The organism is Streptomyces sp. NPDC017246, assembly GCF_044331325.1.
Lineage (GTDB): Bacteria > Actinomycetota > Actinomycetes > Streptomycetales > Streptomycetaceae > Streptomyces.
The window spans coordinates 270,904-289,598 of sequence record NZ_JBIRMW010000006.1; the positions used below are offsets into that span (position 1 = coordinate 270,904).

Consider the following 18,695-nt stretch of genomic DNA (forward strand, 5'->3'; position numbering starts at 1 on the left):
GTTTGCGAAATCAGAGGTCTGTCTCGCGGGGACGGATCGAAGCGATCCGGAGGATCTCCGGGTCTGCGGCGACCCGTCACTGTGTGGGCTTCATTGCCCAGCGACGCTCATGCCTCATTCCCGTTGGTCACGGGTTCGAAACCGCCGAGTAACCGGCTACATATGTGGCGTCCCGCATAGTGTCTCATCGCCGCGGCGGATCGGACCAGGGATATACGTCACAGCCGTTTCGCGGCCTATCTCCCGCAATGAGGGCACGAAAAGGCCGAGAAGCCCGGTTCGGGAGCCTCTCGGCCTTCTGTGAGGGTACGGAATCCGCACCGGCCCCACGCGTTACAGCGCGGCCCCGAGGAGCATGCCGAGCCCGTACGTGACGGCTGCGGCGGCGCCGCCGAGGACGAGCTGGCGCATCCCGCTGAAGAGCCAGCCGCGGGCGGTCACCCGGGCCACGAGCGCGCCGCAGGCGAAGAGCCCGAGGAGCGCGAGCAGCACGGCCGGCCAGAGCGCGGTCGCCCCGAGCAGATACGGCAGCACGGGGAGCAGCGCGCCGAGCGCGAAGGAGCCGAAGGAGGAGACGGCGGCGACGGTGGGCGACGGGAGGTCGTCCGGGTCGATGCCGAGCTCCTCGCGGGCGTGGATCTCCAGCGCCTGCTCCGGGTCCCGCGACAGCTGCATCGCGACCTCGCGGGCGAGCGCGGGCTCGACACCGCGGGAGACGTAGAGCGCGGCGAGCTCCTCCATCTCGTCGATCGGGTGCTTGCGCAACTGGCGCCGCTCGACGTCCAGTTCCGCCTGGACGAGCTCCCGCTGGGAGGCGACGGAGGTGTATTCGCCGGCCGCCATCGAGAAGGCGCCGGCCGCGAGTCCGGCGAGGCCGGTGACGACGACGGTCTGCGTGGAGGCCGCGCCACCGGCGACGCCGGTCATCAGGGCGAGGTTGGAGACGAGTCCGTCCATCGCGCCGAACACCGCCGGGCGCAGCCAACCGCCGTTCACATCACGGTGCGTGTGGTTGTCGCGGTGGGCCTCGTGCAGTGACGCCTGAGCTTCGATGATGGACATGACTCTCCCCTCGATCCGGCGGGCCGGGTTGCTCCCGCCGCCCCCAACACCCTCGAAAATACGCGTGATGTAAGGGGCGTGCCAGCAAGGCAGGCCGTACTTACTAAGGCGTACCTTGCTGCGGGCAGCGGGTCCTGGCGAGGTGTCAGGCGGGTGACAGAGACGTTTCTTCGGCGAGTTCGCGGCCCGTGGTGGCACAGATCCAGGCATCGGGGCGCCATCGACGCGCCCCCACCGAGGAAGGGGCCACGACCATGGTGACCACCACGGCACGCGACACGCGTGAACGGGCGAGAGGGGCACTTCTCGGCCTCGCCGTCGGCGACGCGCTCGGCGCGCCCGCCGAGAACATGCGGCCCTCCGAGATCCGCCGCCGCTGGGGCCGGATCGAGGGCTTCGTCACGGACAGCCCGGCGGGCACGGACGACACCGAGTACGCCATCTTCTCGGCACTGCTCCTCGCCCGGCACGGCTCGGCCCTCACCGTCCACCACGTCGAACGGGCCTGGCACCACTGGATCGCCGACCTCGACGAAGGCCCGTTCCGCGGCGCGGGCTTCTCGGAGCGCGGCACCCTGGAGAACCTCCGCCGGGGCCTCGCCGCCCCCATCTCCGCCCAGCACCGGCACGCCTGGAGCGACGGTCTCGCCATGCGCGCGGCGCCGTTCGGGGTGTTCGCCGCCGGACGCCCTGCGGAGGCGGCCCGGCTCGTCGCCATCGACGGCAGCGTCAGCCACGACGGCGAGGGCATCTACGGCGGCCAGGCCGTCGCGGCGGGCGTCGCGGCGGCGATGGCGGGAGCGGGGGTGACCTCGGTGATCGCCGCGGCCCTCTCGGCAGTCCCGATGGACTCGTGGACGGCCCGCTCGCTGCGCCGCGCGGTCGTCGCCGCCCAGCGCGTCCAGCCGGACCCGCTCACCCGCGAACGCCAGGTCCGCTCGGCCGTCGTCATCGGCGGCTACCCGTGGACGGACCTGGCCCCGGAGGCCGTGGGCCTGGCCTTCGGCGCCTTCGCCGCCGCGCGCGGGGACTTCCGTACGGCGGTCCTCACGGCCGTCAACATGGGCCGCGACGCCGACACCACGGCGGCGGTGGCGGGCGCCCTGGCCGGCGCGGCGGGCGGACTGCGGTCGATCCCCGAGGAGTGGGCCTCGGCCATCACCCCCGTCACCGGCAGCTGCCTCCCCTCCATGCGCGGCTACCACGTCCTGGACGTGGCAGACCTTCTGACCCCGGACGGAGAGTCCTGATGAGCGCAGACACGACGACAAGCACCGCCACGAGCGAGAACCCCACGACTCCGACCGCGAGCCCCACCACGGTGGGCACGGCCCCCACCGCTGCGGGCACAAGCTCCACCACCGCGGGCATGAGCCCCACCGCGGCCGCCTCCACTCCCACCACGGTGGGCACGGCCCCCACCGCTGCGGGCACAAGCTCCACCACCACGGGCATGAGCCCCACCACGGCCACCCCCACTCCCACCACGGTGGGCACGGCCCCCACCGCTCACACCCCCGCCCCCACCGCTTCGGGCCCAAGCGCGACCGCGGCCACCCCAGGCCCCACCGTTGTGGACGCGGGCCCCACCGCGGCCGCCCCCTCCCCCACCGTTGTGGGCGATCGTCCCGCAGGGCGGGACGGGTGGGCACAACCCCCGGTGCCGGGTTCCGGTCCCCTGCTCGGTGCCCGGCCGGACCCCACCCCGCTGCGGGACACCGACCCACTGGGCCTCGCCCCACAGGCACCCACCACCACCCCCGTGCCGAGCACCACCCCACTGGACCTCGCCCCACAGACACCCACCGACCCCCTGGACCCCGCTCCCGCCTACCGCACCGGCACCTGGGGCGCCGCCCGCCCCCTACCCCCGCCCGACTCCCCCCGCAGGGCCGGCCGCGACGCCGTCGAGGGGCTTCTCCTCGGCCTCGCCGCGGGTGACGCCGCCGGCTGGCCCGCCGCCCGGCACCGCGCCGCCCGTATGCCCGAGTGGACCCGCCGTCTCACCCGTGAGCTCGACACCTTCGCCGAGCAGAACGCCACGACCACCCTCCCCGTCCCCATCGCCCTCAACCAGCCCCCCGAGCCCCTCCGCCTCGGCCCCTCCGACGACGCCGAGTGGGCAGCCTTCACCGCCGAGGCGATCCTCACCGCCGCGGGCCCGGTCTTCGCCGGCCTCCCCCCGGAGCGCCGGCTCCGCGCCGCCGTCGACCTCGCCTGGAACGCCCTCGCGGGGCAGGTCGCCGCCGCGGCCGACCGCGCCCCGGAGGTCGAGTCCGCCGTTCTCCCGCTCCGCGCCCGGATCTCCGTCCGCGCGGGCCTCGGCAATCTGGCGACGGGTCTGCGCCCGCCCGCCACCGGCCACGACAACCCGCACTTCTTCGACGACGCGGCCTGCGTCCGGGCCTCGGTCCTGGCCGTCGTCCATCCCGGCGACCCGCGTGCCGCCGCCGGACTCGCCGAGTTCGACGCCCGGTACACCCAGGACGGCGACGGAGTCCACGGTGCCCGCGCGATGGCCGCGGCCGTCGCCGCGGCCCTCGGCGGGGCGACGGCCGAGGAGGCCGTCGAGGAGGCGCTCGCCGAACTCCCGCCCGTCACCGAGATCGGCCGCAACGCCCGGTACGCGGTGAAGCTGGCGCGGACCGCGGGTTCGGCCTTCGAGCTCGTCCCGCTCCTGGAGCACCAGATCGTGGACCACGTCTACAGCTACGGCATCGCCGCCGCCGAGACCGTTCCGGTCGCGCTCGCCCTCGCGACCGCCGCCCGGGGCGAGATGACGGCCGCCGTACCGGCCGCGGCCTGTCTCTCCCGGGTCGCCGACTCCGCCCCCGCGCTCGCGGGCGCGCTCACCGGGGCGCTGGGCGGAGGCCGTTCGGTGCCGAGGACCTGGCGCGAGGCCTGCCGCACGCTGGCGGGGTGTGCGCTGCCCCGGCTCGCGGGGACGGATCTGGTCGAACTCGCCGGGCTGCTCGCAGCCACGGAACCGGCCACCCCGGGTGGACAATTCCGACATGACACCCACACTGGATGACCGGATCACCGGCAGTCTCGTCGGGGCCGCCGTCGGCGACGCGCTCGGCGGCCCCGTCGAGGGCTACACCCCCGAACAGATCCTGGAGCGCCACGGCGGCCGCGTCACCGGGATCGTCGGCCCCTGGAACGGCGGCGAATGGCGGACCGCCCGCCCCATCGCCCCGTACCACAAGGGCGACGGGCACGTCACCGACGACACCTTGATGACCCACGCCCTGATCCGGGTGTACGAGAAGGTCCGCGGCCACCTCGACGCGTACGCGGTCGCGGACCACCTCGTCCCCGAACTCATGGGCTCGCCGGTCTGGATCCCGGAGCTGGAGGCGGAGGCGCTGCCGCTCCAGCGGATCTTCCTCGCCGAGAAGTGGATCGTGACCCGGCTCCACTACGGTCATGCGGACCCGCGCGAGGCGGGTGACGGCAACATCGTCAACTGCGGTGCGGCGATGTACATGGCGCCGGTCGGGCTCGTGAACGCGGCCCACCCGGAGGCCGCGTACGCCGAGGCCCTCGACGTCGCGGGAGCGCACCAGTCCTCGTACGGCCGTGAGGCGGCGGGCGTGTTCGCGGCGGCGGTGGCGGCGGCGTGCGCACCGGACGCCACGGCCTCGTCGGTGGTCGGCACGGCCCTCGCCCTGGCGAAGGACGGCACCCGGTCGGCGATCGAGGCGGTGGCGGAAGTGGCGTCGCGGCACCGGGACTTCGAGTCGGCGCTGACCCCGCTCCGCAAGGCGGTGGCACCGTTCGACTCGGTCGGCCCCGACTACCGCTCGCCCTCGCTCGGCGCCCGGCGCCCGTCCCGGCTCCATGCGATCGAGGAGCTCCCGATCGCCCTCGGCATGCTGCTCGTCGGCGAGGGCGACTATCGCCGTACGGTGCTCGGCGCCGTCAACTACGGCCGGGACTGCGACTCGATCGCCACGATGGCGGGCGCGATCGTGGGCGCGCTGCACGGGGAGGCGGCGGTGCCGTCGGACTGGGCGAAGCAGGTGGCGGAGGCGAGCCGCCTGGATCTCCATGCCCCGGCGAGGGCCCTGACGGAGGTGACCCGGGAGATCTTCGCCCGTGACGGGGAGCGCCGCCGGGCCCATGAGTCGGCCTTCGCCGCCCTGACGAGCGCGCCTCGATGAACCTCCGTCTGACCTGGGTCCAGCCGGAGGACCTGGTGGGCCACGAGCTCCGCCAGGCGGGCGAGGACGGCCGTGACGCACGGGAGGTCAAAGCCCGTTGGCGGGAGGCGGGCGGTCCCCCGGCCCCGCCCACGGCCGGCGCGTCGCCCACTCCCCGCCCGGACCTCCGCCCCCTGGCCGAAACCCTCCTGGACGCCCTGTCGACCCTCCCGACCCCGCTGTCCCTCCACGAACCGACGGCCCTGAGCGAGATCAGGGCGGTGACGCCCCCGCACCACACCCACCAGCCCCCACCCGCGCCACCCGGCCCCACCTCACACGCCCTCCGCGACCGTCTGCACGCCGCCTGGCTCGGCCGCGCCGCCGGCTGCCTCCTCGGCAAGCCCGTCGAGAAGCTCCCCCTCCCCGCGATCCGCGCCCTCGCCCGCGCCACCGGCAACTGGCCGCTCTCCACCTGGTTCACCTCCCGCGGCGTCCCGCCCGAGCTGCTCGCCGCCCACCCCTGGAACCGGCGCTCCGCCCCCACCTCCCTCGCCGAGAACATCGACGGGATGCCCGAGGACGACGACCTCAACTACCCCCTTCTCAATCTGCTGCTGCTCCAGCGGTACGGCCGCGACTTCACCACCGCGGACGTCGCCCGCCTCTGGCTCGACGAACTTCCCGCCGGCCGCACCTTCACGGCCGAGCGCGTCGCCTACCGCAATCTCCTCGACGGCGTCGAACCGCCGCTGACGGCCGTCCACCGCAATCCCTTCCGGGAGTGGATCGGCGCCCAGATCCGGGCCGACGTCCACGGCTGGACCCGCCCGGGCGACCCGGTCGGCGCCGCCGGGCAGGCGTACCGGGACGCGGTGCTCACCCATACGGCGAACGGCGTGTACGGCGCCATGTTCGTGGCCGCGACCCTCGCCGTCGCCGCGACCGGCACCGCCGACGTCCATCGGTCGCTCGCCGGGGGACTCGCCGTGATCCCGCCGCGCTCCCGCCTCGCGCGGGCCGTCCGCCGCGGGATCGGGTACGCGCGCGACACGGCCGACTTCGACACGGTGGTCGACCGGCTGCACGCCGAACTCGGCGGGTACCACTGGGTGCATGCCGTTCCCAACGCCGCCCTGCTCGCCGCCGCCCTCACCCACGCCGACGGCGACTTCTCCCGCTCCGTCTGCGCGGCCGTCTCCGGCGGCTGGGACACGGACTCCAACGGTGCGACCGCAGGTTCGGTCGCCGGTCTGCTCGCGGGCCACCCGGACCGGCTGCCCGAGCACTGGACCTCTCCGCTCAAGAACCGACTCGCGACCTCGGTCGCGTCCTTCGACGGCATCGGCTTCGACTCCCTGGCCGAACTGACCCATCTGGAGGCAGTACGCCCATGACCAGCATCGTCGTCCTCGGCAGCACGAACATGGATCTCGTCGCCTATGTGCCGAGGGCCCCGGCCCTCGGCGAGACCGTCACCGGCCGTTCCTTCCGTACGATCCCGGGCGGCAAGGGTGCCAACCAGGCGGTCGCCGCCGCCCGCGCCGGCGGCGAGGTGGCGTTCATCGGCGCGGTCGGCGCGGACGACTTCGGCGAACGGCTCCGGGCGAACCTGGAGCACTGCGCGGTGGACACCGATCTCCTGCGCACCTCCGAGGGCGCCTCCGGCACCGCCCATATCGTCGTCGACGACGAGGGCGGCAACGCGATCGTCGTCGTCCCCGGCGCGAACGGCACCGTCACCTCCCTCACCCATGGCGACGAAGCCCTCATCGGCACCGCCGACGCCCTGCTCCTGCAGCTCGAACTGCCCCTCTCCGTGGTCGTGGAGGGCGCCGCGACCGCCCGCCGGCTGGGCGTCCGTACCGTCCTCACCCCCGCTCCCGCCCGGCCACTGCCTCCCGGACTCCTCGCCGTCACGGATCTGTTGGTGCCCAATGAGCACGAGGCCGCCGCGCTCACGGGGCTTTCCGACCCGCGCGAGGCCGCCCTGGCCCTGCTGAGGGACGTCCCCGAGGTGGTCGTCACCCTGGGGGCGGCGGGCAGCCTCCACGCGGTGCGGGGCGCCGATCCGGTCACGGTGCCCGCACTCCGCGTCCGGGCCGTGGACACCACCGCGGCCGGTGACACCTTCGTCGGCGCGCTCGCGGTGGCCCTCGGCGAGGGCCGCCCGGCCCCGGAGGCTCTCGCCTGGGCGCAGGCCGCCGCCGCCCTCTCCGTGCAGCGCGAGGGCGCGTCGACGTCGATGCCGTTCCGCACCGAGATCGAGGCGGCCTTCGGCTCCCTCGACACGAGGGAGACCGACCCCGCATGACCATCACGCCACAGCCCCCCCACCGCAGCCGCCCCCCTCCCCACACCCGCGCCGGCACCCCCACCTCAGGCTCCCCTGCACGGTCTGCGCGTCCTGGATCTCGCGACCCTGTTCGCCGGCCCGCTCGCCGCGACGATGCTCGGCGACTTCGGGGCCGACGTCGTCAAGGTCGAGCACCCCCGCAAGCCCGACCCGTCCCGCGGCCACGGCCCCGCCAAGGACGGCATCGGTCTCTGGTGGAAGGTCCTGGGCCGCAACAAGCGGGCGATCACCCTCGATCTGTCCTCGCCCGGCGGCCGGGACACCCTTCTCGCGCTGGCCGCCGACGCCGACGTGATCGTGGAGAACTTCCGCCCGGGGACCCTGGAGCGCTGGGGTCTGGGCTGGGAGGAGCTGTCCACCGTCAACCCGCGTCTGGTCCTGGCCCGGGTGACCGGCTTCGGCCAGTTCGGCCCGTACGCCCATCGCCCCGGCTTCGGCACCCTGGCCGAGGCGATGAGCGGCTTCGCCGCCATCACCGGCGAGCCGGAGGGTCCGCCCACCCTGCCCCCCTTCGGTCTGGCCGACTCGATCGCGGCCCTGGCGACGGCGTACGCGGTGATGACCGCGCTGACCGCGAGGACCACGACCGGGCGCGGCCAGGTCGTCGACATGGCGATCATCGAGCCGATGCTCGCGGTCATCGGGCCCCACGCCCTCTGGTTCGACCAGCTCGGTTATGTCCAGCCCCGGACGGGCAACCGCTCCCGCAACAACGCCCCGCGCAACACCTACCGGACCTCCGACGGCTCCTGGGTCGCCGTCTCCACCTCCGCCCAGTCCATCGCCGAACGGGTCATGGTCCTGGTCGGCCGTGCCGAGCTGATCGACGAGCCGTGGTTCGCCGACGGCACGGGCCGGGCCGAGCACGCGGACGTCCTCGACGAGGCGGTCGGCGCGTGGATCGCCCGCCGCACCCGCGAGGAGGCTATGACGGCCTTCGAGAAGGCGGAGGCGGCGATCGCTCCGGTCTACGACGTCCGGGACGTCGTGGAGGACCCCCAGTACCGGGCGCTCGGCACCGTGACCGAGGTGCAGGACCCCGAGCTCGGCCCGATCAAGATGCAGAACGTCCTCTTCCGCCTCTCCGAGACACCCGGAGGCATCCGCTGGGCCGGCCGCCCCCACGGCGCCGACACCACCGCCGTCCTCTCCGAACTAGGCCTCACCCCCGCCGAGATCGACACCCTCCGCGAGCAGGGAGCGGTATGAGCCCGACGAGCCGCACCGGGGACGCGACCGGCGGGAGCCGTGCCGCCTCCCCCCTCACCTGGCTGTACGCCCCCGGCGACCGTCCCGAGGTCGTCCGCAAGGCGCTGGTCTCCGGCGCCGACGTCGTGATCGTCGACCTGGAGGACGCGGTCGCCCCGCACCGCAAGGCGTACGCCCTCGACGCCACGGCCGATCTCCTCGCGGACCCGCACCCCGTCCCGATCCACGTCCGTGTCCACACCCCGCGCGACATCCCCGCCCTGGCCCTCCTCCCCGGCCTGCACGGTCTCCGGGTTCCCAAGGTGACAGACGCCACCGACATCCACCGGATCGCCGAGCTCGCCCCGGGCCTCCCCCTCTACCCGCTCCTGGAGAACGCCCTCGCCGTGGAGCACGCGTACGCCATCGCCACCGCCCATCCCGCCGTGCGCGGCATCGCGCTCGGCGAGGCGGACCTCCGCGCCGACCTGGGGGTACGGGAGGACAGCGGCCTCGACTGGCCGCGCGGCCGGGTGGTGGTCGCGGCCCGGGCGGCCGGCCTCCCGCCCCCGGCCCAGTCGGTCCACCCGGACATCGCCGACCTGGAGGCGCTGGCAGCCGGCTGTGCCCGGGGCCGGGCCCTGGGCTTCTTCGGCCGGGCGGCCGTCCACCCCCGCCAGCTCCCGGTCATCGAGCGCGCCTACCTCCCCACCCCCGAGGAGATCGACGCGGCCCGGGAGGTGGTCGAGGCGGCCGGGACGGAACCGGGCGCGCTGGCCCTGCCGGACGGCCGTTTCGTCGACGCGGCGGTGGTGCAGGGCGCCCACCGGGTCCTCGCCCTGGCGGCCCGGACGGCCTGACCCCCGTACCCCCCCCCGCATGCGAAAGGGCCGCCGGGACCTCTCGGTCCCGACGGCCCTTCGACCGGTTGCGGGGGATCAGCTCTTGGCGGCGGACCCGGCGCCGTTGTCGGCCCCGTGCTCCACGTCCCCGTCGGAGGTGTCGGAGTCCTTGGCGGTGTTCTTGTCTGAGTCCGGAGCCGCGTCCCGGAGGTCGGCGTCCGCCGGCCCGTCCGTCCCGTCGGCGTCCTCGGACGTCGCTACGGCGTCCTTGGCGGCCTTCGGCTCCACGATCTCCTCGCGGCCCGGACGGATCCGCGCCGAGATCGCCATGTAGAGCACGGCGAGCACGAAGACGATGATCGCCGTCCACACGTTCAGGCGCAGACCGAGGATGTGGTGCGCCTCGTCGACGCGCATGTACTCGATCCAGGCCCGGCCCGCGCAGTACGCGGCGACGTACAGCGCGAAGGCGCGCCCGTGGCCGAGCTTGAAGCGGCGGTCGGCCCAGATGACCAGGAAGGCGACGCCGACGCACCAGAGCGACTCGTACAGGAAGGTCGGGTGGTAGTACCCGGCCTCGCGGTTCGCGCTCTCGGTGATCTTCAGCGCCCAGGGCAGATCGGTCTCCCGGCCGTACAGCTCCTGGTTGAACCAGTTGCCCCAGCGGCCGATGGCCTGGGCGAAGGCGATTCCGGGGGCGATGGCGTCGGCGTACGCCGGGAGCGGGACGCCCCGGCGGCGGCAGCCGATCCAGGCACCCACCGCGCCGAGCGCGATGGCGCCCCAGATGCCGAGGCCGCCCTCCCAGATCTTGAAGGCGTCGACCCAGTTCTCACCCTCGCTGAAGTACAGCTGGTAGTCGGTGATCACGTGGTACAGGCGTCCGCCGACGAGGCCGAAGGGCACCGCCCAGACGGCGATGTCGGCCACGGTGCCGGCAGTGCCGCCCCGGGCGATCCAGCGCTTGTTGCCGTACCAGACGGCGACGAAGACACCGATGATGATGCAGAAGGCATAGCCGCGCAGCGGGATCGGTCCGAGGTTGATCACGCCGGTCGACGGGCTGGGAATATAGGCAAGGTCCATGGCAGGACCGACGCTACCCTGCCGGGCGGGCGGGACGGCAGCCCACCCGGCAACGTATGGGTAACTAACCCCGGACTTTCCGCCCGGGTGGGCGGCTCAGCCCGCCGAGGGGGAGGCCGGAACGGCCGGCGAGGCCGTGCCCGGCTTCTTGCCCTTGTTGGCCTCGGCGACCCACTTCTTCAGGTTCTCCGGGGAGATCTGCTCGTTCCCCTTCTGCGGGAAGATCGATTCTCCGTCGAGGAGGACGGTGGGCGTGCCGCGGAAGCCGCCGTTCTGGAAGGCCTCGTTCGACTTCACCACCCAGCTGTCGTGGGTGCCGTCGTCGACACAGCCGCGGAAGGCGGGGGTGTCGAGCCCCGGCACCTTCGCCGCCAGCTCGATCAGCTTGGCGTTGTCGCCGAAGGCGTCGTCCGTCTCCGGCGGCTGGTTCATGTAGAGCGTGTCGTGGTACGCGGTGAACTTCCCCGCGTCCTGGGCGCACGCCGCCGCGTTCGCCGCGCGGAGGGAGCCGCTGCCGCCCATGTTCCCGTCGATGAGGGTGGCCAGGTGGTACTCGGCCTTGAGTGCGCCCGAGGCCTCCAGCCCGTGGATCGTGTCCCGGAACGCGTTCTCGAACTGGGCGCACGCCGGGCAGCGGAAGTCCTCCCAGACCGACAGCGTCGACGGGGCGTCCGTCTTCCCCGTGGGAATGGCGGGCTTCGCGTCCTCCTCGGTCGCCCCGGTCGGCGCGACGACCGGTCCCGCCTTGTCGGATCCGCTGTCCTTGTCACTGCCGGCGGCGATCACGCCGACGACCGCGGCCAGGCCGAGAACGCCGACCACCGCCGCCGACACGATCAGGACGCGCCGCTGCTTCTCACGGGCCTTCTCGCGCTCACGCTGCTGCTGGAGGCGCTCCCGCGCGCTCCGATTACCGTCACCACGGTTCTTCTCGCTCACGCCTCGGAAACGAACCGGGGAGGCACGTGCGTGCCTCCCCGGTCCCACATCCACCCAAATGGGTTACGAAACGCGCCGGACACCCTCGGCGAGTTCGGCCGCCAGTTCCTTTACGGCGGCGAGTCCCGCGCTCTCGTCGCCGTCGGCGTCGAGAATCCGCTTCACGAAGGCGGAGCCGACGATGACGCCGTCGGCGAAGACCGCGACCTCCTTGGCCTGGGTGGCGTTGGAGACGCCGAGGCCGACGCAGACCGGGAGGTCCGACGTGGCCCGGGTCCGGCGGACCAGGTCGGCGGCCTGCTCGCCGACCGACTCGCGGGTGCCGGTGACCCCCATGAGGGAGGCGGCGTAGACGAAGCCGGAGCCGGCCGCCGTGATGGTGGCGAGGCGTGCGTCCCTGCTGCTGGGGGCGACGACGAAGACGGTGGCGAGACCGTGCTTGTCGGCGTGCTCGCGCCAGACCGCGGACTCCTGGACCGGCAGGTCGGGCAGGATGCAGCCCGCGCCGCCGGCCGCGGCGAGCTCCTCGGTGAAGCGCTCGATGCCGTAGCGGTCGATCGGGTTCCAGTACGTCATGACGAGGACCGGCTTGCCGGTGGCCTCGTGGGCCTCGCGGACGGTGCGCATGACGTCGGCGATCTTGACGCCGCCGCGCAGGGCGATGTCGTCGGCGGTCTGGATGACCGGCCCGTCGAGCACCGGGTCGCTGTGCGGGAGGCCGACCTCGACCACGTCCGCGCCGCCGTCGAAGACGGCCTTGATCGCCGCGATGCCGCCGTCGACGGTCGGGAAGCCGGCCGGGAGGTACGCGATGAGCGCGGCCCGGTTCTCGGCCTTCGCCTTGGCGAGGGTGTCACTGAGCAGCTGGATGTTGCCGGTCGTCACTTGGAACCCTCCCCGTCGTACAGCCCGAAGTAGCGGGCGGCCGTGTCCATGTCCTTGTCGCCGCGCCCGGAGAGGTTGACCAGGAGCAGGGCGTCCTTGCCGAGCTCCTTGCCGACCTCCAGGGCGCCGGCGAGGGCGTGCGCCGACTCGATGGCCGGGATGATGCCCTCGGTGCGCGAGAGCAGCCGGAGCGCCTGCATGGCCGCGTCGTCGGTGACGGCGCGGTACTCGCCGCGACCGCTGTCCTTCAGGTACGCGTGCTCCGGGCCGATGCCCGGGTAGTCGAGGCCCGCCGAGATCGAGTAGGGCTCGGTGATCTGGCCCTCCTCGTCCTGGAGGACGTACGACCGCGAACCGTGCAGGATGCCGGGCTCGCCTGCGGTGAGGGTGGCCGCGTGCTCGCCGGTCTCGACGCCGTGGCCGGCCGGCTCGCAGCCGATCAGGCGCACGTCCGCGTCCGGGACGAAGGCGTGGAAGAGACCGATCGCGTTGGAGCCGCCGCCGACGCAGGCGATCGCCGCGTCGGGGAGGCGTCCGGCGCGCTCCAGGAGCTGGCGGCGGGCCTCGACGCCGATGACCCGGTGGAAGTCCCGGACCATGGCGGGGAAGGGGTGCGGGCCGGCGACGGTGCCGAAGAGGTAGTGCGTCCGGTCCACGTTGGCGACCCAGTCGCGGAACGCCTCGTTGATGGCGTCCTTGAGCGTACGGCTGCCGGACTTCACGGCCACGACCTCGGCGCCCAGCATCCGCATCCGGGCCACGTTGAGGGCCTGGCGCTGGGTGTCGACCTCGCCCATGTAGATGGTGCAGTCGAGGCCGAAGAGGGCGCAGGCGGTGGCGGTGGCCACGCCGTGCTGGCCGGCGCCGGTCTCGGCGATGACCCGGGTCTTGCCCATGCGCTTGGTCAGGAGGGCCTGGCCCAGCACGTTGTTGATCTTGTGCGAGCCGGTGTGGTTGAGGTCCTCGCGCTTGAGGAAGATCCGGGCGCCACCGGCGTGCTCGGCGAACCGGGGCACCTCGGTCAGGGCGCTCGGCCGGCCCGTGTAGTTGACCATCAGGTCGTTGAGCTCGCGGGCGAACTCCGGGTCGGACTTGGCCTTGTCGTACTCGACGGCGACCTCGTCGACGGCGGCGACGAGGGCCTCCGGGATGAACTTGCCGCCGTAGGCACCGAAGTAGCCCTCGGCGGTGGGGACCTGACCCTCCGGGTCTGGAATGAAGAACTCGCTGGACATGCGACTGCTCCTCGCGGGGCGGGTGCCCCGGGTTCACGTGCGGTTGATGGTCACGTTATGCGCGCGAGTCCCTCACGTACGGCAACGCCATGGCGGGCTTACGCCCGCGCCGGGCCGCCCGCCCCGTTGTGGGCGACTGTTCCGCCGGGGCGGAACGGTGGGCACAACGGAACGTCGCCCCTTGCCGGGCCCGGGCTCCAGGGCCTCGACCCGCACCCCGTGTGCGCCGATCCATGGGTACGGGTCAGAGCGCGAGGGGCGGAGGCGCCGCCGAAGCGCGCCGTCCCGTGCGCCCACGCCGAGGCGGGCGACGCCGCGGTGACACGCGGAATGGCGGCAGGGCACGGTCCGGCGTCCACCGAGGCCTCGGAAGGCCGGGACTCAGTGGCCGGGCGTTGCTGCGTTCGTGAAGGTGCGCGCGAGGCGCGCGCGCCATCGCATGCCGTTGACCTGGCCCGGCTCGTCCCCGATGACGTACCGCACCCGGCGGCCGTGGACACGGCGGGCGGGTGCACGGCAGCCACGCGGACGGCAGCCCCGGGCCAGCGGGGCGTGCGGCGCGGGTACGGACGCGGCGGCGGTACGGAGCCGACCGCCTCGTCCGGCGGCCACCGACGGCACGCCGACGGTCCCCCGGGCGGTGCCCGGAGGGGTCGGCGTGGCGCGGCGGCGGGTCATGACGCGGTCAGCTCCGGCCGTGCCGGAGAGCCGGGTGGGCGCCGGCGGCGACCAGGTCGGCGACGGCGGCCTTGGGGTCGCGGCCGGTGACGAGCGACTCGCCGACCAGGACCGCGTCGGCGCCCGCGTTGGCGTAGGCGATGAGATCGTGCGGGCCTCGGACGCCGGACTCGGCGATCTTGACGATGCTCGCGGGGATCTCGGGGGCGACGCGCTCGAAGGTGGAGCGGTCGACCTTGAGGGTCTTGAGGTTGCGCGCGTTGACGCCGATGATCCGGGCGCCGGCGTCGACGGCCCGCTCGACCTCGTCCTCGTCGTGGACCTCGACGAGCGGGGTGAGCCCGATGGACTCGGCGCGCTCGATGAGGGAGACCAGCGCTTCCTGCTCCAGGGCGGCGACGATGAGGAGCGCGAGATCCGCTCCGTACGCGCGCGCTTCCCAGAGCTGGTACGCGGTGACGATGAAGTCCTTGCGCAGGACCGGGATGTCGACCTTGGCCCGGACGGCCTCCAGGTCGGCGAGCGAGCCGCCGAAACGGCGCTGCTCGGTGAGGACGGAGATGACGGCCGCGCCACCGGCCTCGTAGTCGGCGGCGAGTCCGGCCGGGTCGGCGATCGCGGCGAGCGCGCCCTTGGACGGGCTGGAGCGCTTGACCTCGCAGATCACCTTGACGCCGTCGCCGCGCAGTGCGGCGACGCCGTCCTTGGCCTGCGGCGCCTTGGCGGCGCGCTCCTTGAGCTCGTCGAGGGTGACCCGCGCCTGCCGCTCTGCGAGGTCGGCGCGTACGCCTTCGATGATCTCGTCGAGCACACTCACGCGAGGGGCCCCCTTCCGGGACGGTGATGGTGATGATGAACCAGGTTCAGCCACATCGATCCTATCCGCAGGACGGCCCCGGACTCGCATCGGCCGGAGCGGCGTCCCATCTACTGGGACTCCCGTAGGGGTCCCCGTGGCGCCGTACGGGCCCTCAGGGGGCCAGTGCGGAGCCGAGGGGAAGGTTCCGGACCAGGGTGAAGAGGGCGAGGACGGCCCCGATCCCCCACCACCAGACCGGGGAGACCGCGAGGCGCATGGGCACCCCGCGGATGGTGCGAATCAGCCAGAGGACCATGAGGACGCCGAAGAGGCCGTAGCCGACGACGGCGAGGGCGTTGGCGCCCAGGGCGGCCGGGAGATCCCCGTGGACGAAGGCGTGGGCGCTGCGGAGTCCGCCGCATCCGGGGCAGAAGACGCCGGTGAAGCGGAGCAGGGGGCAGACGGGGTAGTGCCCGGGTTCGTTGGGGTCGACGGTCCCGACGTACGCGAAGGCGGCGGCGACCCCGGTGAGCGTGGCGACGGGGGCGAGCAGCCTCCGCGCGAGCGACCGGGCCGGTGGCGGCACGGGCCCGCCACCCGGCCACGCGTGCGCGTGCGGCGGCGGTACGGGGCCTCCACCCGGCCACGCGTGCGCGTGCGGCGGCCCGACGACGTCCGGGCGGTCCATGGCGTCCGGGCCCGCAGCGGTGTCCGGGCGTGGCGCGGCGTCCGGCCGGACCGGTTCAGCCGGTGGCACGGGTTCACCCGGTCGGGTGCTGGATGCGTCGGTCACGGCTCCGGCCGTCGGCTGGGGGTCCACCCGGTGATTCTCGCCCCGGACGCGCGAGAGCGCAGCCCGGCACGGCCGGACTGCGCTCTCCCATGCTTCGTGTCGCGTCAGGCGCGGGCCTGCGCGGTCGCGGCCTCGCGGGCGGCGGCGACGGCCGCCGACTCCTTCGGCATGCCGAGGCCCGCGGCCTTCATCGCGCCGCCGACGATGCCGCCGAGCACGATGACACCCATGCCGGCCCAGAAACCGGGCAGGTTGGCGGCCACCATGAAGACTCCGGCGATGCAGAAGCCGATGAAGGAGATGATGACACCGGTCCAGGCGGCCGGGGTGTGTCCGTGGGCGCTGCCCGCCATGAGTTGCTCCTCGTTGCAGTTGCTCGATGGTGAGGTCACGCGTGCGCGGACTCTCGGCGCTCATTGTCCCGCACACGGGCGCGCGAGGGTGAATCGGGGGTACCGGGACGATCACGCGTCGCGGCCGGCGACGCGATCGGGCCCCGCGGGCCGGCCCCGTCAGGCGCCGTCAGGCGCCGTGAGTGGGGTCCTCGCCCCGGTCCAGGGCCTTCCACAGGTCCTCGGGCCGGTCCGGGTCGGTCGTGGGGGCCTTGCGCGCCGCGCGCGGGGCGCCGGAGCGTTCGTAGCGGCCGCCCATCGCGGGCCAGCTCTTGCCGAAGCGCAGGGCGAAGAGGCCCGCGAGCAGGATGAGGACGGCGCCCGCGGCGGTGACGTACGGCCAGACGGTGTGGCTGAGGCCGGCGACCGCGGCGGCGGTGTCGCCGCTGATCCGGGCGGCCTCGGCGTCGAGGGCGGCGCTGTCGGAGGCGCCGAGGAAGGCGGCGAGCGCGGCGCCCGCGCCGCTGAGCGCGAGGAGCGCGGCGACGAGGGTGCGGCCGGTGCGGCGGACGGCGAAGACGGCGAAGAGCGCGGCGAGGCCGACGATCGCGAGGGCGGTCGGCACGCCGGTGACGGTGCCGCCGTCGGCCTCGACGGGGACGCTGCCGCCGCCGACGGACGCGGTGCCCTCCGCCCAGATCTGGCCCGCGGAGAGCAGGACGACGGTGGCGCCGAGGGCGCCGAGGAGGAGGGCCGCGGCCAGGCTGCGGCGGCCGCCGGTGGGGACGGCCGCGCGGGCGGCCCGGGGCTGGGGTACGGGTACGGCACTCACGTACCCCACTATCCCCTACGTGCTCAGTTGCCGTTCATCCGGTTGGCGGTGTGGACGGCGCGGAGGACGGCCGCGGCCTTGTTCCGGCACTCGTTGTCCTCGGCGACGGGATCGGAGTCGGCGACGACACCCGCTCCGGCCTGCACATACGCGGTTCCGTCGCGGAGCAGGGCGGTGCGGATGGCGATGGCGGTGTCCGCGTCGCCGGCGAAATCGAGATAACCGACACATCCGCCGTACAGGCCGCGCCGGGAGGGTTCGAGCTCCTCGATGATCTGCATGGCGCGGGGCTTGGGCGCTCCGGAGAGCGTCCCGGCCGGGAAGCAGGCGGTGAGGACGTCGAAGGCGGTCCTGCCCTCGGCGACCTCGCCGGTGACGGTGGAGACGATGTGCATGACGTGCGAGTAGCGCTCGACGGACATGAAGTCGACGACCTCGACGGAGCCGGGCGTGCAGACCCGGCCGAGGTCGTTGCGGCCGAGGTCGACGAGCATGAGGTGCTCGGCCCGCTCCTTGGGGTCGGCGAGCAGTTCCTCGGCGAGGTCGTGGTCCTCCTGCGGGGTGGCGCCGCGGTGCCGGGTGCCGGCGATGGGGTGGAGCAGCGCGTGCCCGTCCTCGACCTTGACGAGGGCCTCGGGGCTGGATCCGACGACGTCGAAGCCGTTCTCGAAGCGGAAGAGGTACATGTACGGGGACGGGTTGGTGGCCCGCAGGACGCGGTAGACGTCGAGCGCGGAGGCGGCGCACGGGGTCTCGAACCGCTGCGAGGGCACGACCTGGAAGGCCTCGCCGGCCCGGATGCGCTCCTTGATGTCCTCGACGGCGTCCTGGTAGGCCGGGCCGCCCCAGAGCGCCGAGAACTCCGGCAGCGCGGAGGCGGGCAGGGCGGTGGGGGCGGTGGCGACCGGGCGGGCCAGGTCGGCCTCCATGGCGTCGAGGCGGGCGACGGCGTGCGCGTACGCCTCCTCGACACCGGTCTCCAGGTCGTTGTGGTTGATCGCGTTGGCGATCAGCAGGACCGAGCCGTCCCAGTGGTCCAGGACCGCGAGGTCGCTGGTGAGGAGCATGGTCAGCTCGGGGAGCTTCAGGTCGTCGCGGGTGGAGTCGCCGATCTTCTCCAGGCGGCGGACGATGTCGTAGCCCAGGTAGCCGACCATGCCGCCGGTGAAGGGCGGCATGCCGGAGGCCAGGTCGCGCGGGGTGTGGAGGGTCTCGACGGTGGCGCGCAGGGCCTGGAGCGGGTCGCCGTCCGTGGGGACGCCGACGGGCGGGGTGCCCAGCCAGTGGGCCTCGCCGTCCTTCACCGTCAGGGTGGCGTCGCTGCGGACCCCGATGAAGGAGTAGCGGGACCAGCTGCGGCCGTTCTCCGCGGATTCGAGGAGGAAGGTGCCGGGCCGTTCGGCGGCCAGCTTGCGGTAGAGCCCGACCGGGGTGTCGCCGTCCGCGAGCAGCCGGCGGCTGACGGGGATGACGCGGCGGTCGGCCGCCAGCTTGCGGAAGGTGTCGAGATCCATGGCGCCAGA

18 protein-coding genes are annotated in these 18,695 nt (G+C 73.8%); 7 read left to right on the forward strand and 11 right to left on the reverse strand.

The window, feature by feature from the left end; translation table 11 throughout:
• Window positions 1-333: 333 nt before the first annotated feature.
• Complete coding sequence (locus ACH4MY_RS16515; protein ID WP_398003336.1) at window positions 334-1,062, reverse strand: VIT1/CCC1 transporter family protein; 729 nt, start codon at window positions 1,060-1,062, stop codon at window positions 334-336.
• A 254-nt stretch (window positions 1,063-1,316) separates the two neighbouring features.
• Between ACH4MY_RS16515 and ACH4MY_RS16520 the strand changes: the two genes are divergently transcribed.
• The 7 genes from ACH4MY_RS16520 to ACH4MY_RS16550 all read left to right on the forward strand — a co-directional run bounded on the left by ACH4MY_RS16520 (window position 1,317) and on the right by ACH4MY_RS16550 (window position 9,611).
• Window positions 1,317-2,312 carry an ADP-ribosylglycohydrolase family protein gene (locus tag ACH4MY_RS16520; RefSeq protein ID WP_398003339.1) on the forward strand — a complete coding sequence of 332 codons (996 nt, stop codon included), beginning with the start codon at window positions 1,317-1,319 and terminating at the stop codon, window positions 2,310-2,312.
• Window positions 2,313-2,788: 476 nt separating this feature from the next.
• Complete coding sequence (locus ACH4MY_RS16525; protein WP_398003871.1) at window positions 2,789-4,096, forward strand: ADP-ribosylglycohydrolase family protein; 1,308 nt, start codon at window positions 2,789-2,791, stop codon at window positions 4,094-4,096.
• Window positions 4,077-5,228, forward strand: a complete 1,152-nt coding sequence (locus tag ACH4MY_RS16530) for an ADP-ribosylglycohydrolase family protein (protein ID WP_398003342.1) — start codon at window positions 4,077-4,079, stop codon at window positions 5,226-5,228. Before ACH4MY_RS16525 ends, ACH4MY_RS16530 begins: the two co-directional genes overlap by 20 nt.
• Window positions 5,225-6,604, forward strand: a complete 1,380-nt coding sequence (locus ACH4MY_RS16535) for an ADP-ribosylglycohydrolase family protein (RefSeq protein ID WP_398003345.1) — start codon at window positions 5,225-5,227, stop codon at window positions 6,602-6,604. The genes ACH4MY_RS16530 and ACH4MY_RS16535 overlap by 4 nt, the downstream gene beginning before the upstream one ends.
• Complete coding sequence (rbsK, locus tag ACH4MY_RS16540) at window positions 6,601-7,521, forward strand: ribokinase (RefSeq protein WP_398003348.1); 921 nt, start codon at window positions 6,601-6,603, stop codon at window positions 7,519-7,521. Before ACH4MY_RS16535 ends, rbsK begins: the two co-directional genes overlap by 4 nt.
• 75 nt (window positions 7,522-7,596) lie before the next feature.
• Window positions 7,597-8,772 (forward strand): CaiB/BaiF CoA transferase family protein, encoded by a 1,176-nt coding sequence (locus ACH4MY_RS16545; RefSeq protein WP_398003873.1) that lies wholly within the window; start codon window positions 7,597-7,599, stop codon window positions 8,770-8,772.
• Window positions 8,769-9,611, forward strand: coding sequence for an HpcH/HpaI aldolase/citrate lyase family protein (locus ACH4MY_RS16550; RefSeq protein ID WP_398003351.1), 843 nt, complete (start codon window positions 8,769-8,771; stop codon window positions 9,609-9,611). The genes ACH4MY_RS16545 and ACH4MY_RS16550 overlap by 4 nt, the downstream gene beginning before the upstream one ends.
• 78 nt (window positions 9,612-9,689) lie before the next feature.
• Here ACH4MY_RS16550 and lgt read toward each other — a convergent pair whose 3' ends face one another.
• The 10 genes from lgt to ACH4MY_RS16600 form a co-directional block, all read right to left on the reverse strand.
• Entirely contained in the window at window positions 9,690-10,679 is a 990-nt protein-coding gene (gene lgt, locus ACH4MY_RS16555; RefSeq protein ID WP_398003354.1) for a prolipoprotein diacylglyceryl transferase, read from the reverse strand.
• A 96-nt stretch (window positions 10,680-10,775) separates the two neighbouring features.
• Window positions 10,776-11,618, reverse strand: coding sequence for a thioredoxin domain-containing protein (locus ACH4MY_RS16560; RefSeq protein WP_398003357.1), 843 nt, complete (start codon window positions 11,616-11,618; stop codon window positions 10,776-10,778).
• A 63-nt stretch (window positions 11,619-11,681) separates the two neighbouring features.
• Window positions 11,682-12,503, reverse strand: coding sequence for a tryptophan synthase subunit alpha (gene trpA, locus ACH4MY_RS16565; protein WP_398003360.1), 822 nt, complete (start codon window positions 12,501-12,503; stop codon window positions 11,682-11,684).
• On the reverse strand, window positions 12,500-13,738 hold the full coding sequence (gene trpB, locus ACH4MY_RS16570) for a tryptophan synthase subunit beta (RefSeq protein WP_398003363.1): 1,239 nt from the start codon (window positions 13,736-13,738) through the stop codon (window positions 12,500-12,502). Before trpB ends, trpA begins: the two co-directional genes overlap by 4 nt.
• Before the next feature lie 381 nt (window positions 13,739-14,119).
• Window positions 14,120-14,359, reverse strand: a complete 240-nt coding sequence (trpM, locus tag ACH4MY_RS16575; protein ID WP_398003876.1) for a tryptophan biosynthesis modulator TrpM — start codon at window positions 14,357-14,359, stop codon at window positions 14,120-14,122.
• A gap of 64 nt (window positions 14,360-14,423) precedes the next feature.
• A complete protein-coding gene (trpC, locus tag ACH4MY_RS16580) occupies window positions 14,424-15,233 on the reverse strand; it encodes an indole-3-glycerol phosphate synthase TrpC (protein ID WP_398003366.1) in 810 nt (269 codons plus the stop codon).
• A gap of 154 nt (window positions 15,234-15,387) precedes the next feature.
• Entirely contained in the window at window positions 15,388-15,801 is a 414-nt protein-coding gene (locus ACH4MY_RS16585) for a DUF2752 domain-containing protein (protein WP_398003369.1), read from the reverse strand.
• Between the two features lie 311 nt (window positions 15,802-16,112).
• Window positions 16,113-16,361, reverse strand: a complete 249-nt coding sequence (locus tag ACH4MY_RS16590; protein ID WP_398003372.1) for an HGxxPAAW family protein — start codon at window positions 16,359-16,361, stop codon at window positions 16,113-16,115.
• A gap of 169 nt (window positions 16,362-16,530) precedes the next feature.
• On the reverse strand, window positions 16,531-17,181 hold the full coding sequence (locus ACH4MY_RS16595; protein WP_398003375.1) for a TIGR02234 family membrane protein: 651 nt from the start codon (window positions 17,179-17,181) through the stop codon (window positions 16,531-16,533).
• Window positions 17,182-17,195: 14 nt separating this feature from the next.
• A complete protein-coding gene (locus ACH4MY_RS16600) occupies window positions 17,196-18,686 on the reverse strand; it encodes an anthranilate synthase component I (RefSeq protein WP_398003378.1) in 1,491 nt (496 codons plus the stop codon).
• Window positions 18,687-18,695 lie beyond the last annotated feature (9 nt).